Consider the following 16,476-nt stretch of genomic DNA (forward strand, 5'->3'; position numbering starts at 1 on the left):
CGTGCTCGGGGGCACGGGTGAACAGGACATCCCTGTCCTGGTCACCCTTGCTCGACGTCCTGTCTCGCAGCCCCACTGCGCGCGCCTCCCGGTCCGGCCACCCGTGAAGGCACCCTGGACGGCTGGTTGCTTCGCAACATCGCGGCAACGGAGTGGCGCTGATTCTTGGCTTTGGCGACGTTGCGGAGCAACGAGCCGACCATGTCCCCCTTCAGGAGGCGCGGCGGCTGGTGGTGCGCGCAGGGAGTCGGCCGGCCACGGAAGGCCGGCCGAGCCGCGGAGGACAGGATGTCCGTCCGCGGCGACCCCGGAGCGCGTCGCCAGTCGCCGGGACTCCGTCCCGCCCCGCGGGCGGGCCGGAGCGCCTTCTGCGGGGTGCGCTCTTTTGGCAACTTTTCTGTCGCAAAACAGAAAAGTAGCCCGCGCCGGTCGAGCGGCATCACTCGGTAGCACCGAAGTTCCGTGGCGCGGAACCCGCGAGCACCACCGGATCAACGCGGGAATGGCAACTACCGAACTTGCGAGCACGAACGGGTCAACGAGGAAGACGCAAGCACCGAGCTTCGAGGGCACCGGCCCCGGGACCACGCACGAGTCAACAAGGAACGCGGCAGCGCCCTCAGTCCGTCCCCAGGAACAGCCCGTAGGCCGCGTTCCCGCTCTCCTCCCACCACGGATACCCGGTGGCATCCAGGCGTGCCCGAACCGCGCGCACCTGCCCGCGCGGCACCTGCAGGCCGAGCAGCACGCGGCCGTGGGCCGAGCCGTGATTGCGGTAGTGGAACAGCGAGACGTTCCACCGGGTGCCGAGCTTGTTGAGGAAGGTCAGCAGCGCGCCGGGGCGCTCGGGGAACTCGACCCGGAACAGGCGCTCGTCGCTGAGGCCGGGGGCACGTCCGCCGACCATGTAGCGGATGTGCACCTTGGCCATCTCGTCGCCGGAGAGATCGACGACGGCGTAATCCTTGCCGCGGAGCTGCTCGACGAGGTCGGCGGCTTCCTCTAGCCCGCCGGTGACGCGCACGCCGACGAAGATGTGCGCGGACTGGCTGTCGGCATAGCGGTAGTTGAACTCGGTGATGCCGTGCCGGCCGAGGTCGCGGCAGAAGGCGCGGAAGGCGCCGGGACGCTCGGGGATGGTGACCGCCAGCAGCGCTTCGGTGTGATCGCCCAGCTCGGCACGCTCGGCGATGTGCCGCAGGCGGTCGAAGTTGACGTTGGCACCGGACACGATGGCGCAGAGGCGCTGGTCGCGCGCACCGTGCTCGAGTGCCCAGCGCTTGGCACCCGCCACGGCGAGCGCGCCGGCCGGCTCGGGCACGCTGCGGTTCTCGTAGAAAACGTCGCGCACTGCCGCGCAGATCTCGTCGATGCTCACGGTCATCATGGCGTCGACGGTGGCGCGCGCCACGCGGAAGGTCTCGCGGCCGGCCTGGCGCACCGCTACGCCGTCCGCGAACAGCCCGACCTGCGGCAGCTTGACCCGGCGACCCGCCGCCAGCGCGCGCCCCATGCAATCGGAATCCTCGGGTTCCACGCCGATGACCCGGGTTCCGGGCGAAACCGCCTTGATGTACGCCGCCACGCCGGCCAGCAGACCGCCGCCGCCGACGCAGACGAAGACCGCGTCCAGCGGCGCTTCGTTCGCGGCCTCGAGCTGCTCGACGATCTCGCGCGCGATGGTGCCCTGACCGGCGATGACCAGCGGATCGTCGTAGGGCGGGATATAGGTGGCGCCGCGCTCCTCGACGATCTTGGCGGCATGGGCCGAGGCGTCGTCGTAGGCATCGCCGTGCAGCACCACGCGACCGCCGAATCCGCGCACGGCATCGATCTTGATCTGCGGCGTGGTGCGCGGCATGACGATCCAGGACGGACAGCCCAGCGTGCGGGCGGCCAGCGCCACGCCCTGGGCATGGTTGCCCGCCGACGCGCACACCACGCCGCGCGCGCGCTCGGCCTCCGGAATGTGCACGATGCGGTTGAAGGCGCCGCGCAGCTTGAAGGAGTGCACCGGCTGCAGATCCTCGCGCTTGAGGAGCAGCTGGTTGCCGATGCGCGCGGACAGGCGGGGCGCGTCGGACAGCGGGCTGCGCACCGCCACGTCGTAGACGCGGGCGGCCTCGATGCGCTGCCGATAGCGCGCGATGAGCCTGGAGGTGGGGTCCGCTTGCGACACGTCGACTCCTGTGGGTTCCGGCAGCCCTCTGCAGCCCGATGAGGCGCGCGATTATCATGCATTTTTTGATCGCCCCACTTCGGCACGTGCCTGAATCCCCCCTGCAGCGTCTCCCCATCGCCTTCCTGGGCGGCGGCAACATGGCCGACGCCCTCATCGGCGGGCTGGTCGCCGCCGGTCACGACGCCGACGCCGTCACCGTGATCGAGCCCGATGCCGAGCGCGCGTCGGCGCTGGGCGCGCGCCACGGCGTCCGCGTGCAGGCACCCGGTTCGGCACTGCCGTCCGACGGAATCGTCGTGCTCGCGGTCAAGCCGCAGCAGGCCGCGGCCGCGCTCGCGGAAACGCCGCCGCCGCCGGGCAGCCTGCTGGTGTCGATCGCGGCCGGGCTGTCCTGCGACTGGCTCGGCTCGCGCCTGCCGGCCGGCACGCCGGTGGTGCGCTGCATGCCGAACACGCCCGCCCGCCTCGGCGCCGGTGTCAGCGGCCTCTGGGCGCCCGCGACCGTCGACGATGCCGCGCGCGAACGCGCCGGCTACGTGCTCGCCGCGGCCGGCACCGTGGCGTGGCTGGAACACGAGGATCAGATCAACGCGGTCACCGCGCTCTCGGGCTCCGGTCCGGCCTACGTGTTCGCGCTCGGCGAAGCCATGGCCGAGGCCGGTGTCGCGCTGGGCCTGCCCGCCGACACCGCGCAGTCGCTCGCCCGCCAGACGCTCATCGGCGCCGGCCGCCTGCTCGCCGAGGACCGGGCCTCGCCGGGCGAGCTGCGCGCACGCGTGACCTCGGCGGGCGGCACCACCGCCGCGGCGCTGGACGTGCTCGGCGGCGGCCTCGACGATCTCGTGCTGCGCGCGATGCAGGCTGCCGAACGGCGCGCCCGCGAGCTGTCCGCACCGGAGGACGCGGCACGGTGAGCTCGAACGTCGACAACGCGCTGTTCTTCCTCGTCTCGACGCTGTTCAAGCTCGCGATGTGGGTCCTGATCCTGCGCGTGGCGCTGCAGCTCGTGCGCGCGGACTTCTTCAACCCGGTGTCGCAGCTGGTCTGGCGGCTGACCCAGCCGGTGGTGGGTCCGGCGTCGCGGATCGTGCCGCGCTACCAGCGCTGGGACCTGGCCTGCCTGCTGGTGCTCTACGCACTGGCCGTGCTCTACATCTACGCGGTATTCGCCATCCTGTCCTACCGCGTCGCGCTGGTGCAGGCGCTCTGGCTGGGGCTGGTATCGGTGATCTCGCTGACCCTGATGCTGCTGACCTTCAGCATCTTCGTGCAGGCGATCCTGTCGTGGCTCGGCCCGGGCGTGAACAACCGCGCCGGCAGCGTGCTGTGGAGCCTCAACGAGCCGCTTCTGGGACGCATCCGCCGCTTCGTGCCCGCGGTCAGCGGCATCGACCTGTCGCCGCTCGTCGCCATCCTCGTACTGCAGGTGCTCTACTATCTGCTGCCCCTGCACCCGGTGCTCCGCTGACGGTGGGTAGTCCGCACACAGGCGACAACTCGGTCGGCATCGTCGAACCACGGATCCTCCACTTCGACGAGGCCATCGAGCTCGAATGCGGTCGCAGCCTGCCGCAGTTCGATCTCGCGGTGGAGACCTACGGCACGCTCAATGCCGACCGCAGCAACGCGGTGCTGGTTTGCCACGCGCTGTCCGGGGATCACCATGCCGCCGGCTACCACAGCCCGGATGACCGCAAGCCGGGCTGGTGGGACAGCTGCATCGGCCCCGGCAAGCCCATCGACACCAACCGGCTGTTCGTGGTCAGCCTCAACAATCTGGGCGGCTGCGCGGGCTCCAGCGGACCGACCAGCATCGACCCCGAAACCGGCAAGCACTGGGGCGCCGACTTCCCCATGGTCACCGTGCGCGACTGGGTGCGCGCACAGGCCATGCTCGCCGACCGGCTCGGCATCGACAGCTGGGCGGCCTGCGTAGGCGGCAGCCTCGGCGGCATGCAGGTCATGCAGTGGGCCATCGACAAGCCCGAGCGCGTGCGCCATGCCGTCATCATCGCCGCCGCGCCCAAGCTGTCGGCGCAGAACATCGCCTTCAACGAGATCGCCCGTCAGGCCATCTTCTCGGACCCCGACTTCCACGCCGGCCGCTATCTGGAGATGGGCACCACGCCCGAGCGCGGTCTGCGCCTCGCGCGCATGCTCGGGCACATCACCTACCTGTCCGACGAGGCCATGCGCGAGAAATTCGGCCGCATGCGGCGCTCGGACATCCTCGGCTACCACTTCGACGTCGAGTTCGAGGTGGAGAGCTATCTGCGTTACCAGGGTCAGCAGTTCGTGTCGCGCTTCGACGCCAACACCTACCTGATCATGACCAAGGCGCTGGACTACTTCGACCCGGCGCGCGAGTACGGCGACGACCTGGCCGCGACCATGGAGCGCGTGCAGGCACGCTCGCTGGTGATCGCCTTCGAGGCCGACTGGCGCTTCTCGCCGGAGCGCTCGCGCGAGATCGTCCAGGCGCTGGTGGCCGCACGCAAGCCGGTGGCATACGTGTGCGTGCCGTCGAGCCTGGGCCACGACGACTTCCTCATGCCGATCCCCTACTACCACCGCGTGCTCGGCGACTATCTCGCGCGCATCGCCAAGGAAAGCGGATGCTGACCATGGGACCGCGCGTGCCCGAGAAGCTGCGGCCCGATCTGGCGCTCATCAGCGACTGGATTCCGTCCAACGCGCACATCCTCGACCTGGGCTGCGGCGAGGGCGCCCTGCTGGCCTATCTCAACGCCGAGCGCGGCGTCACCGGCTACGGGCTGGAGATCGACGAGGACGAGATCGCCGCGGCCATCGGCGGCGGCGTCAACGTCATCCAGGGCGACGTCGACGACGGTCTGCAGCAGTACGCCGCCGGCAGCTTCGATTTCGTGGTCATGACGCAGGCCCTGCAGGCCCTGCAGCGCCCCGACCTCGCGATCGGCGAGATGCTGCGCGTCGGGCGCACCGCCATCGTCACCTTCCCCAACTTCGGGCACTGGATGGCCCGCCTCGACGTGCTCCGCGGCCGCATGCCGCTGACGCGCACCATGCCGGAACACTGGTACGACAGCGAGAACATCCACCTGTGCACAGTGCGAGACTTCGAGGTGCTGTGCGAGGAGAACGACTGGCGCATCACGCGCCGCAACCTCCTCAACCACGATCACCAGGACGGCTGGCTGCAGCGCTTCGCGCCCAACCTGTTCACCGAGATCGCGGTCTACATGCTCGAATCGCGCAAGGAGGCGGCATGATGCGCTACCGCTGCACTGCAATGACCCTGCTGCTGGCGATCGCCGGAGTCTGCGCCGCCGAGAACGGCGGCCAGTCGGTGGTGCGCGACGGCTTCGAGATCCACTATGCCGCGCTCGGGACCATGGACATTCCGGCCGAGACCGCGCGGGCGGTGCAGGTGACGCGCAGCGCCAATCGCATGCTGCTGGTGCTCAACGCCCAGCGGGCCGACGATGCCGCCAGCGTGCGCGCCACTGCGGAAGGCACCGTGACCAACATCGTCGGGCAGGCGAAGACGTTCGAGCCGCGGGTGGTCGAGGACAACGGCGTGTGGTACGTGCTGGCGGACTTCCGGGTCTCCGGGGGTGAGCGGCTGCGCTTCGACCTCGCGGTCACGCCCGAAGGTGCGTCCGCACCGATCCCGGTGCGCTTCCAGCAGACCTTCTACCCGCCTCGCTAGCGATCCGGGGCGGACGCTCCCGCCACCCGCACGCGCCCCTTGCCGCCGCGCTTGGCCTCGTACATGGCCTCGTCCGCGGCCGCCACCAGACTGTCCACCCCGCTGCCGTGATCGGCGCCGAAGGCGAGGCCGGCGCTGGCGCCGATGTGCGCGCTGAGGTGCGCCCCTTCGGCCTCGAGACGGAACGGTCTGCCGAGCATATCGACCACCTGGGATGCCAGGCGCTCGGCGAGCGCGCGTCCCTCGGCCGGCAGCGCGCGCAGCAGGACGGCGAACTCGTCGCCACCCAGCCGCGCGACCAGATCCTCGGCGCGGAATCCGTGACGCAGCCGCCCTGCGACCGCCACCAGCAGGGCGTCGCCGGCGGCATGCCCGTGGCCGTCATTGACCTGCTTGAAGCCGTCGAGATCGACGAAGATCAGCGCCACGCTGGCCGGGTCCTCGGTCAGCGCGGCCTCCAGGCACTCGTAGAAGCGCGCGCGATTGGGCAGATCGGTGAGCTGGTCGTGGTAGGCGCGGTGCAGCGCCCGCGCCTCGGCACGCTTGCGCTCCTCGACCTCGAGCTGCAGGCGGCGGTTGTAGTCCTCGACCTGCCGCAGCAGCGTCTGCATGCGGCCGCGCGTGCGGTACAGCTCGAGAAAGGCGCGCACCTTGGCCAGCAGGATGGTCTCGTTGACCGGCTTGGTGAGGTAGTCCACCGCCCCCAGCCGGTAGCCCTCGAGATGCGAGAGCTCGTCGGTACTGTTCGCGGTCACGAAGATCACCGGTGTGTCCGAGAGGTCCCCCTGCCCGGACAGCAGCTCGGCGACCTCGAAGCCGTCCATGTCGGGCATCTGCACATCGAGCAGGATGAGCGCGAACTGTTCCTCGAGACACGCCGAAAGCGCCGCGGCACCGGAGTCGGCCTCGACGATGTCCGCATCCACCTGCGCCAGCAGGCGGCGCATGGCCACGCGATTGGCGTGGATGTCGTCGACCACCAGGATGCTCGGCCGGTCGGTGTCGGCTGTGTCGCTCACGGCAACCATGCAATGACTTCCCCTGCGATCCGGTCGGCGGCCACTACGCGATCCACCGCAACCGTGGCGATGGCGGCTTCCGGCATGGCGCGGAAGGCAGCGTCTTCCGGTTCCTGGACGATGATGTGACCTCCATGATTGTGCACGCGCGGCAGCGCGCGGGCACCGTCGCCATTGGCTCCGCTGAGGATGACGGCGCAGAGCCGCTCGCGCCAGCAGTCGGCGGCGCTGTCCAGGAGCACATCGGCGGAGGGCCGCACGTACGACTCGCGGGCGTCGAGCGACAGCGCAAAGGTGCCGTCGGCCTCCACCAGCAGATGATAGCCGGCCGGCGCGGCGTGCAGGTAGCCGCCGGAAGCCGGCGCGCGGTCGGCCGCCTCGACGACCGGAGCGGGGCTGCGGCGGCGCAGTCCCTCCGGCCAGGTGCCGGGGTCGTGTTCCGGCAGATGCATCAGCACGATGAACGCGGTATCGGCCCGCACCGGCAGTTTCGGCAGGATCCGCCCGAGCGCGGCGATGGCGCCGCTCGATCCGGACAGGACGACCGCATTGCGTGCCGCGATGGCCATACGCGCCTAGCTGCTGAGACGCCGGTAGAGACCGTCGCCGAGAGGCTCGAACCACCGCGTCACGAGCTCGCGGTCGACCGCCTCGCGCAGCCCGAGCAGGAGGTAGCCGCCGCGCACCAGCGAGTCGGCGAACAACTGCAGCGCGCGGCGCCGCAGCGCCGCGTCGAAATAGATGAAGACGTTGCGGCAGAGCACGAGCTGCGCCTCCACGAAGACGCCGTCCGCAGTGAGATTGTGGGTGGCGAAGGTCATCGGTGCCCGCAGCCAGTCGTGCATCTTGATGCCGCCGTACTGGGCGTGCATGTAGTCCGAGAAGCTGGCGGTTCCGCCCGCGGCGAGGTAGTTCTCCGCGTACTGGCGCGCTTCGCGCAGCGGATAGATGCCCTCGCGGGCGAGCGCCAGTATGCCGTCGCTGATATCGGTGGCGTAGATCCGGCTGCGCCGCATCAGGCCCAGCTCGTGCAGCACGATGGCCAGCGAATAGGCCTCCTCGCCGCCCGCGCAGCCGGCATGCCAGACGGTAAGGCGCGGGTGACTGGCCAGTGCCGGAAGCACCTCGCCGCGCAGCCGCGCGAACACGCCGGGATCGCGGAACATGCCGGAATGCGGCACCGACAGGCCGGAAATGATCTCCGGGAGCATGGCGGGATCGCGCAGCATGCGCCCGATGAGGCTGCTGATGTCGGGCGCCTGCTTGCGGGCCGCGAGCGCCTGCAACCGGCGCTTGAAGCTCGCACGAAGATAGCCCGAATAGTCGTAGCCATGGGCGCGCCTGAGCGCCTCGATGAACAGCTCGACCTCGACATCCTCGGCGTCGGGCGGCGCGGTATCGTCGGGGACCGCCTCAGTCATGCGGCGTCGCGTCGAGCCAGACCCGCATCATCGAGACCAGCTTGTCGACGTCCACGGGCTTGCTCAGGTAGTCGCTGGCACCGGCCTCCAGACACTTCTCCCGATCGCCGCGCATCGCCTTCGCCGTGAGCGCGATGATCGGGAGCTGCTTGTGCCGGGCGTCGGCGCGGATCCGGCGCATGGCTTCGTAGCCATCGATGCCCGGCATCATGATGTCCATCAGCACGAGCTCGATGCCGCCGGCGTCCTCGGTCGCCAGGAGCTCGAGCGCCCGGGCGGCATCCTGCTGCATGACCACGTCCAGCCCGCGCGCGCGCAGCGCCTTGGACAGCGCGAAAACATTGCGCACGTCGTCGTCGACGATGAGCACGCGCCGCCCGTCGAGATCGGCAGCGCCCCCCGATGCCGCGGCGGCACCGGTGGCGCGCGGCCGGTCCACGGCGTGCAGGAACAGCTTGACCTCGTCGAGCAGGCGGTCCGTGGCCTGCGCCCCCTTGATGACGATACTGTCGGTGTGCCCGCGCAGGCGCAGCATCTCCGCCTCGCTGAGCTCGCGCGCGGAATAGACCACCACCGGCGGCGGGTCCGGGTTGCGTTCAATGGCGTCGAGCAGCTCGAAGCCATCGATATCGGGCAGATTGAGATCGAGGATCATGCAGCCGATGCGCCGACCGCTGCCCAGCGCGGCGAGCGCGGCCTCGCCGTCGGCAGCCTCGTCGACCGTAATCTCGGGGTAGCCGCGCAGCAGCTTCGCGAGCGCCCGTCTGGTGGCGGCGTCATCGTCGACGATGAGCACGCGCCGGCCGCGCTCGGTACCCAGCAGCCGCGCGAACACCTGGTCGAGATCCTCGCGCGTGACCGGCTTGCGCAGGAACCCGCGGATGGCGGCGTCGTCGGCGCCTCCGGCGTCGTCCGCGGCGCTGATGATGTGCACCGGCACGCCCCGCGTGCGCTCGTCCGCACGCAACGCCTCGACCACGGCACTGCCGTCCATGTCAGGCAGCCCCAGGTCGAGCACGATGCCCGCAGGCGGATGGGTGCGCGCCAGCTCCAGACCGGCTCCGCCGGTGGCCGCGTGCTGCACCTCGAGGCCGCGGCCCTCGGCGGTCTTCGCCACCACCCGCGCAAACGCGGCGTCGTCCTCGATGATCAGCAGACGCGGTCGCGCACCGCTACCGGCTCGCTCTAGCTCGGGCTCTGGCGCGCTCGGCACCGGCGTCGGCGCCGCCTCGGGCACCGGTTCCGCATCGTCACGGTCGTCTCCGGCGAGCGTCAGCGGCACCCGCAGGCGGAAGCAGGCACCGGCGCCGGGCTCGCTCTCGACCGACAGCGAGCCCCCCAGCAGCTCCGCCAGACGACGGGAGATGGCCAGCCCCAGACCGGTACCGCCGTAGCGCCGGGAGGTCGAGCTGTCGGCCTGCTCGAAGGCCCGGAAGACGCGTTCGGCGGTCGCGGCATCCATGCCGATGCCGCTGTCACGGACCGCGACCGACAGCTGCGCGGCATCGCCCTCGGCGACCACGGCGACAGACAGCGCCACCTCGCCCTGTTCCGTGAACTTGATGGCATTGCCCAGCAGGTTCACCACGATCTGACGCAGCTTGTCACCGTCATGCCGGATGTGCGCGGGCAGCGCCTCGTCGATGTCGAGTTGGAAGGCGAGCCCCTTGCTGCGTGCCATGGGCTCGAACTCACGCCGCAGGCGCTCGAAGAGCGCGCGCGGCGCGATGCGCTCGGCAGCGACCTCGAGCCGGCCGGCCTCGATCTTGGAGAGATCCAGCACATCGTTGATCAGGCGCAGCAGGTTCTGGCCGCTCTCGTGGATGATGCGGGCGGACTCGATCTGGTCGTCGTCGAGATTGCCCTGCTCGTTGTCCGCCAGACTGCGCGCCAGGATCAGCAGCGCGTTCAGCGGCGTGCGCAGCTCGTGCGACATGTTGGCGAGGAACTCGCTCTTGTAGCGCGACGCCTGCTCGACCTCGCGGCTCTTGCGCGCAATCTCCTCGGAGGCGCGCTCCAGCGCCATGCTGCGCTCCTGCAGCTCGCCGTTGGCCTCGCGCAGTTCCTGCGCCTGGACACGCAGCTCCTCCTCGGAAGCGCGCAGGCGCTCACCCTGCTCCTCGAGCTCGGCGGTCTGCGCACTGAGCGTGTCATTGCTCGCACGAAGCTCCTCCTGCTGGGCGCGCAGCTCCTCCTCGCTCTCGCGCAGCGCCTGCGCCTGCTGACGGGTCTCGTCCAGCAGCTGGCGCGTCCGCAGATCGCCGTCGAGACTGTCCAGCGCCAGGGCGAGCACGCTGCGCGCCTCGTCGAGCAGGGCCCGCTCGGCCTCGCCGGGCGAACGGAACCCGCTGATCTCGAGCACGCCGATCACCTCGCTGCCGACGGTCAGCGGCTCCGCCATCGCGTAGGCCGGTCGGCTCTCGCCCAGGCCACCGCGTACCAGCGGATAGTCCGGCGGGAGATCGGTGACGCGGACCGGTGCATGCGAACGCAGCGCTTCGCCGACCAATCCCTCGCCGGCCGCGAACACGATGTCCGCCTCGCCGCCCGCGGCACCGCGCGCCCACTGCCCGAAGCAGCGCGCGCGGGCACCGTCGTCCTCGACCCGGTACAGCGCCCCGCTCACTGCACCCAGCTGCGGGCACAGGGTGCCGAGCGCCGCCGAGGCGAAGGCGGGCCAGTCGTCGGCACGGCCGAGTCGCTCGGTGAGATCGGTGACGCTGGTCTTGATCCAGACGTTCTGCCGTGTCCGGCGGTTGGCGCGGCCGAACTCATCGAGCGCGCGCGCGATGTCGCCGATCTCGTCGCGCGCGTCGAGATGGTCGATCTGCGCGGCCTCGCCGGCCGCCAGGCGCCGGGTGCTCGCGGCCAGCGCCGTCATGGGGTCGGCCACGCGGACGCGCAGCGTCCGGACCACGCCGAGCAGCACGAGCATCGCGACCGCCAGGGCCACAGCCACCGCAATCGTCATCATGTCCAGCCGCCGGGCCAGCTGCGCCTCGCGCGCGGCAAGGGCCTCGCGATCCTCGGCGATGAGCCCGTCGGTGAGCGTTTCGATGCGCGTGACCATGTCGCGCCCGCGGCCGGCCTCGATGCGGTCGCGCAGCGCCTTCACGTCGCCGTCGCGGTACAGCGCCAGGACCGGCTCCGCGAACTCGGTTCGCCAGCGCTGTGCCAGTGCGACGATCTGGTTGATCGTCGACCGGTGGCCGTCGCCGACGGCCTCCAGTGCCGCCGCCTGTTCGCTCAGACGCTGCGGTGCCGACTCGTAGTCGTCGAGGAACGGGCGGCGATCGCTGAGCAGATAGCCGCGCAGGCTGCTCTCCTGCTCGTGGATGGTTGCCAGCAGACGCTCCACGAGCGCGAGGCGCTCGGAGGTGCGCCGGCCAAGCTCCCGGGCGGCGTTGAGCTCGACGACGGCGACCCCGAACAGGGTCGTGAGCCCGACGAAGAGCGCCAGGATGGCGCCGAACGCGACCGAAAAGCGCATCTGCAGCCGCATCCGCCGACCCGATCCACCCGGTTCGCCACCCGTCGAACGGTCCACCGCTATCCGGAGGCCTCCCCGCCGTCGCTGACGCCGCGCGCTTCCTGCACCGCGAGCTTCTGCTGGATGAAGACGCTGTGCGGCACGAACAACAGATCGCTCAGGCGGCGGACCATGTGCTCCTCGTGCGCGTCGAGCACGCCATCGGCGTAGGCCACTTCCCAGATCATGCGCACGAGCCGGCGCTTGTCGTCGAAGCTGCAGACCTCATTGAGCGCCCCGACGTATTCGTGCAGCGAGACGTTCTCGTCCTTGATCGCGGCGGCGCGCGCGATCAGTGTCTCGATGCTGTCGGCGTCGACGCCGGGCAACCCTGCCAGCAGATTGCGCAGGGTATGGTTCTCGGCATCGGCCACTTCCATGTCGGCACAGGCGATCTCGTAGAGCAGCACGGCCGTGGCGATATCGGTATCCGGTGTATCGCCGCCGCCGGCGGCATCGCCGCCAATGGCGGACTTGAGCTTGTCCCACAACGTCACAGCGTCACACCGAGGCGCAGATTGGCAACCGTCGATCCACCGCTCTGCTCGATCTCGGGCGTGATGTCCAGCAGACCGAGCGACACCCGCATGCCGCCGAACACGCGTGCACGATCGACGCTTTCGCGATCCAGCGTGCCGACCTTCGGGTCGATCTCGCCGCGCACGTAGCCGACGCCGGCGTAGGGCGTGAGGATGGCGAAGCCCTTGGAGACGATGGCATCGAGACTGAGCGCATCGAAATCGAAGTCGTTGATGCCGTCCAGGCGACTGTACCCGGCGCGCACCGCCACGCCGGGCGTGACGGCGCTGCCCTCCAGCAGGGCGTACTGCAGGGCTCCGCCGATCACGCGGGCATCGCTGCTCGGCACGTCCGCGTAGAACGCGGAGACGTCGATGCCAAGCGGCAACCCCTTGCGCGCTCGCAGACCGTAGGCGTAGAGCGTATCGGTGTCGGTGCCGCCGGCGCGCTGCCACGCGCCTTCATCGTCGACGCCGACCCGGGTGGCAAAGGTCCCGATGCCGAAGCCGACCGTACCGAAGGCCTCGGCCGGCCCCACCGCCTTGTAGGCGTAGGCCGCGGACAGGTCCTTGGCCATGGCCGCGATATCGCCGGCAGCCGCTCCCGGCTGCAGCTGAAGATCCTCGGCCGCCACCGGTCCGGTGCCGATCAGCGCGACCACCAGCGCGCAGCGGCGCAGCGCGCGCGTGCCTACCGGAACCATGACTCGCTCCTCGCTTCGCTTTCGTGCCGCGAGAATAGCACCGGCCCGCGCCGGCGGACCGCACGCGGTCAGGCAGCGGAAAGCGTCTCCAGCAGGGCGCGTGCCGGATCCCGGACGAGCTCCAGCCGCCCATGGAAGAAGTGCCCGGCCTGTTCCGGGATCTCCCACCGCGGAGCCGAATCCGCCGATGCCAGTCGCGCGCGGTTCTCCTCCAGCGACACGACGTCGTCGTCGCGTGCGTGGATGCACAGCCACGGCATGCGCGGCCAAGCCGGTACGCCCTGTTCGCCGAAATACGCCACTGCCGGCGCCACCGTGATCAGTGCGGCCGGCGCGATCACGGCCTGCGCGGCGAGCGCGACGAAGCCCCCGAAGGAGAACCCGGCCAGCGCCAGCGGGCGGTCACCGAGCTGCTCGCGCAGCCACTGCGCCAGCAGCACGCAGTCGCGGGCCTCGCCGCGCCCCTCGTCGTGCGCGCCGCCGCTGCCGCCGACGCCACGGAAGTTGAAGCGCATGGCGGCCATGCCGGCGTCGTGCGCGGCGGCCGCCAGCGTGGTGACGACCTTGTTGTCCATGGTGCCGCCGTACAGCGGGTGAGGATGACAGACGAGCAGCGCGCCGACCGGCTCGCGGCCGCGAGGGGCCGACAGCGCGCATTCGATATCGCCCGCCTCGCCGTCGATGGTCAGTCGGCGTCGTTCACCGGGGTCCGGCAGGCCGTTCACGGCGCACCCGCGTGCGGCGGGACGAACTCGGAAGTGTCGCGGATCATCGCGCCGAGTGTAGCGACACCGCGCGGCGCCTGCGGCCGGCACACCCGCCATCGCTTGCGGGCCTTCCTGTGCCATCCTATAGTCCGGACACACAGGTGGCGCGCTCCGGCAGTGCCGCCGACAACATCGGGGAGAGGACATGAAAGCTTGGAAGACCGCTGCCGTCGGCCTTGTCGCGGCAATCGGCAGCACTGTCTCGGCCACCACCAGTGCCGAAGTGCTTCACGACCGGATGCTATGGAGCGACCCCGCTGCCCGCGCCTATCTCAGCCTCGGCTTCGGTGCCTCCGCCGATGCCGTCGACGCACCGGTGAGCGTCGGCCTTCGCGTGGATCGCGATGCGCGCAGCGACTGGACGCGCGTGCCGGCACTGGCCCGCGTCGACTTCGACTCGGCCGGCCTCACCGAAGCCACGCTCAACGGCATGCCGCTGGTCTCCCGCGATCCAGTGGTCTACCAGCAGGACGGCGACATCGTCTACAACTGGACCGACTGGGGGCTGTTCGCGCTCGGCCTCGGCGGCATCGGCTATCTCATCTACGAAGTCGCGGACAGCGAGGACGACCCCGATCCGCAGCCGGTGGACGGCGGCAACGGTGACGACGGTGATGACGGCGACGGCGGTGGCGGCGGCGGCGGTCTGCTGGGCGGGCTGCTCGGTGGCCTGCTGGGCGGCGGCTTCCAGGCCGACCCCACCGGCTCGCTCAGCGATGCCGAATACCGTGCCTGGATGGACGGTGGCACCGGACAAATGGGTGATCTCGACTAGCGCGACCGGGGGCGTGGCGGCACGCCTCGCGACGCCGGTTGCACGACGGGGAGCCCTGGGCTCCCCGTCGCGTTTCCGGCACCCCGCATGACGAAGTGGCTGCAACGCTGGTGGTGCGACGCGAGCAGCGTCGACCTGCGTGCGCTGGCGGCGATGCGCGTCGCGCTCGGCGTGGTCCTGCTGGCGGACCTCGTGCTGCGCCTGTGCGATCTCGGTGCCTTCTACACCGACGGCGGCGCGCTGCCCCGCGCCACCCTGATGGGGCTCGCCGAGTACAGCCGCCCCTCGCTCCTGCTGATGGCCGGCGGCCCGCTGTGGAGCGGCGCCGTCATCGCGGCGGCCGGCCTGGCCGCGCTGGCCTTCGCCATCGGCTGGCGCACGCGAACGGCCGCGCTGGTGCTGTTCGTCCTGCTCGCGTCGATCCAGGCGCGCAATCCGGTCGTTCTCATCGGCGGCGACATCCAGATGATGGCGCTGCTGCTGTGGGCGCTCTTCCTGCCGCTGGGTGCGCGCTTCTCGGTCGATGCCGCAGTGGCGCGCACGCCGCCGCCGCGCTCCGGCCGCTACCGCAGCATCGCGGCCTTCGCGCTACTGGTGCAGATCGTCTCGGTGTACTTCTTCTCCGCCATCCTCAAGGACGGCGACGCCTGGTGGCCGGACGGCACCGCGGTGTACTACGCGCTGGAACTCGACCGCTACACCACCGACGTCGGCCGCTGGCTGCAGCAGTATCCATCGCTGACGCAGCCGCTCACCCACGGCGTCTGGTTCCTGGAGTGGGCGGCGCCGCTTCTGGTATTCGCACCGGTGTTCATGCACGGGCTGCGGACCGCGGCCTGGATACTGCTGTCGCTGATGCACATCGGCTTCCTGCTCTGCCTCGAGCTCGGGCACTTCCCGTGGGTGAGCCTGGCGGCGCTGCTGGCGCTGACCCCGCCAACGCTGTGGCACACCGCGCGGCGCGCGCTGGACCGGGACGCGACCGCGCGCCGCCGGACCCGCATCTACTACGACCGCGACTGCGGATTCTGTCTCGCGAGCTGTCATCTGCTGCGCGTGTTCCTGGTCGTTCCGCGGGTCCGCATCGCCCCGGCCCAGGACACGCCGCGCGCGCAGCGCCTCATGGACGCGCACTGGAGCTGGGTCGTCATCGACGGCGACAACACCGCCCATCTCAAGTACGAGGCCTTCGTCGCGCTGCTGCGCGCCAGCCTTCTGTTCCGCTGGCTGGCGCCGCTGGCGGCGCGGCCCTGGGCGGTCCGCGCCGGCGACGCGCTCTACGACGTGGTGGCGGCGCAACGCGGCACCATCGCGGCACTGACACGCTGGCTCTGGCAGCCGCGCCCGGTGCGCTGGCGGCCGGGCGCCGCCGCGCACGGTGTGGCGGGGGCGGCGCTGGTCGCGGTGACGGCGTGGAACGCGCACACCGTGGGCTGGCTGCCCGCCCCGGTGCTGCAGCCGATCGCACCACTGATGCAGGCACTGCGCATCGATCAGCGATGGGACATGTTCGCGCCCGAGCCGTCGCGCACCGACGGCTGGATCGTGCTGCCCGGCACGCTCGAGGACGGCCGCGACATCGACCTGCACGCGGCCGACCGCGTGCTCGACTGGCAGCGCCCCGACCCACCCAACGCCCACCGCAACGTGCGCTGGCACAGCTACGAATGGCGGCTGCTCGCGTTGCGCGAGGAGTCGCTGTTCCTCGCCTACGGACGCTATCAGTGCCGGCGCTTCAATGCCGACCGCGCGCCGGGAACGCGTCTCGAGCGCTTCGACCTGGTCTACGTGGTCGAGACCTCGCCCCCGCCCGGCGGGCGCGCGACGCTCGAACGCCGGACCGCCTGGCACCATCGCTGCCTGCCCTGAC

General features: G+C 70.7%; 15 protein-coding genes. 7 read left to right on the top strand and 8 right to left on the bottom strand.

Annotation, left to right across the window (positions count from 1 at the left end; all coding sequences use genetic code 11):
• Nucleotides 1–619: 619 nt before the first annotated feature.
• A complete protein-coding gene (gene ilvA / locus KAH28_RS09530) occupies nt 620–2,179 on the bottom strand; it encodes a threonine ammonia-lyase, biosynthetic (protein WP_290576021.1) in 1,560 nt (519 codons plus the stop codon).
• A gap of 86 nt (nt 2,180–2,265) precedes the next feature.
• Here ilvA and proC point away from each other — a divergent pair, with 86 nt between their 5' ends.
• From proC to KAH28_RS09555, 5 genes are read left to right on the top strand one after another with little or no spacing between them, the layout of a single operon-like run.
• Entirely contained in the window at nt 2,266–3,096 is an 831-nt protein-coding gene (proC, locus tag KAH28_RS09535; protein ID WP_290576023.1) for a pyrroline-5-carboxylate reductase, read from the top strand.
• Entirely contained in the window at nt 3,093–3,650 is a 558-nt protein-coding gene (locus tag KAH28_RS09540; protein WP_290576025.1) for a YggT family protein, read from the top strand. Before proC ends, KAH28_RS09540 begins: the two co-directional genes overlap by 4 nt.
• Nucleotides 3,651–3,652: 2 nt before the next feature.
• Nucleotides 3,653–4,804 (top strand): homoserine O-acetyltransferase, encoded by a 1,152-nt coding sequence (locus tag KAH28_RS09545; RefSeq protein WP_290576027.1) that lies wholly within the window; start codon nt 3,653–3,655, stop codon nt 4,802–4,804.
• Nucleotides 4,798–5,433, top strand: a complete 636-nt coding sequence (gene metW, locus KAH28_RS09550) for a methionine biosynthesis protein MetW (RefSeq protein WP_290576029.1) — start codon at nt 4,798–4,800, stop codon at nt 5,431–5,433. Before KAH28_RS09545 ends, metW begins: the two co-directional genes overlap by 7 nt.
• Nucleotides 5,430–5,873: a DUF4426 domain-containing protein gene (locus KAH28_RS09555; protein WP_290576031.1), complete on the top strand. Its 444-nt coding sequence runs from the start codon at nt 5,430–5,432 to the stop codon at nt 5,871–5,873. Before metW ends, KAH28_RS09555 begins: the two co-directional genes overlap by 4 nt.
• On the opposite strand, the gene KAH28_RS09560 is transcribed toward KAH28_RS09555, so the two are convergent.
• The 7 genes from KAH28_RS09560 to KAH28_RS09590 form a co-directional block, all read right to left on the bottom strand.
• The gene (locus tag KAH28_RS09560) at nt 5,870–6,892 is read right to left on the bottom strand and encodes a diguanylate cyclase (RefSeq protein ID WP_290576033.1); all 1,023 of its coding nucleotides are present in this window, start codon (nt 6,890–6,892) and stop codon (nt 5,870–5,872) included. The genes KAH28_RS09555 and KAH28_RS09560 overlap by 4 nt on opposite strands.
• A complete protein-coding gene (locus KAH28_RS09565) occupies nt 6,889–7,461 on the bottom strand; it encodes a chemotaxis protein CheB (RefSeq protein WP_290576035.1) in 573 nt (190 codons plus the stop codon). The genes KAH28_RS09560 and KAH28_RS09565 overlap by 4 nt, the downstream gene beginning before the upstream one ends.
• Before the next feature lie 6 nt (nt 7,462–7,467).
• Complete coding sequence (locus KAH28_RS09570; RefSeq protein ID WP_290576036.1) at nt 7,468–8,313, bottom strand: CheR family methyltransferase; 846 nt, start codon at nt 8,311–8,313, stop codon at nt 7,468–7,470.
• A complete protein-coding gene (locus KAH28_RS09575; protein WP_290576037.1) occupies nt 8,306–11,803 on the bottom strand; it encodes a response regulator in 3,498 nt (1,165 codons plus the stop codon). The genes KAH28_RS09570 and KAH28_RS09575 overlap by 8 nt, the downstream gene beginning before the upstream one ends.
• Nucleotides 11,804–11,862: 59 nt before the next feature.
• Nucleotides 11,863–12,339 (bottom strand): TerB family tellurite resistance protein, encoded by a 477-nt coding sequence (locus tag KAH28_RS09580; protein ID WP_290576038.1) that lies wholly within the window; start codon nt 12,337–12,339, stop codon nt 11,863–11,865.
• Entirely contained in the window at nt 12,336–13,064 is a 729-nt protein-coding gene (locus KAH28_RS09585) for a DUF6588 family protein (protein ID WP_290576039.1), read from the bottom strand. Before KAH28_RS09585 ends, KAH28_RS09580 begins: the two co-directional genes overlap by 4 nt.
• Nucleotides 13,065–13,132: 68 nt before the next feature.
• Nucleotides 13,133–13,789, bottom strand: a complete 657-nt coding sequence (locus tag KAH28_RS09590; RefSeq protein WP_290576040.1) for an alpha/beta fold hydrolase — start codon at nt 13,787–13,789, stop codon at nt 13,133–13,135.
• Nucleotides 13,790–13,976: 187 nt separating this feature from the next.
• Between KAH28_RS09590 and KAH28_RS09595 the strand changes: the two genes are divergently transcribed.
• Nucleotides 13,977–14,606: a hypothetical protein gene (locus KAH28_RS09595; RefSeq protein ID WP_290576042.1), complete on the top strand. Its 630-nt coding sequence runs from the start codon at nt 13,977–13,979 to the stop codon at nt 14,604–14,606.
• Nucleotides 14,607–14,693: 87 nt separating this feature from the next.
• Nucleotides 14,694–16,475 carry a DCC1-like thiol-disulfide oxidoreductase family protein gene (locus KAH28_RS09600; protein ID WP_290576043.1) on the top strand — a complete coding sequence of 594 codons (1,782 nt, stop codon included), beginning with the start codon at nt 14,694–14,696 and terminating at the stop codon, nt 16,473–16,475.
• Nucleotide 16,476: the final 1 nt, after the last annotated feature.

Origin of the sequence: Algiphilus sp., from assembly GCF_023145115.1 — a bacterium.
Taxonomy (GTDB): Bacteria; Pseudomonadota; Gammaproteobacteria; order Nevskiales; family Nevskiaceae; genus Algiphilus.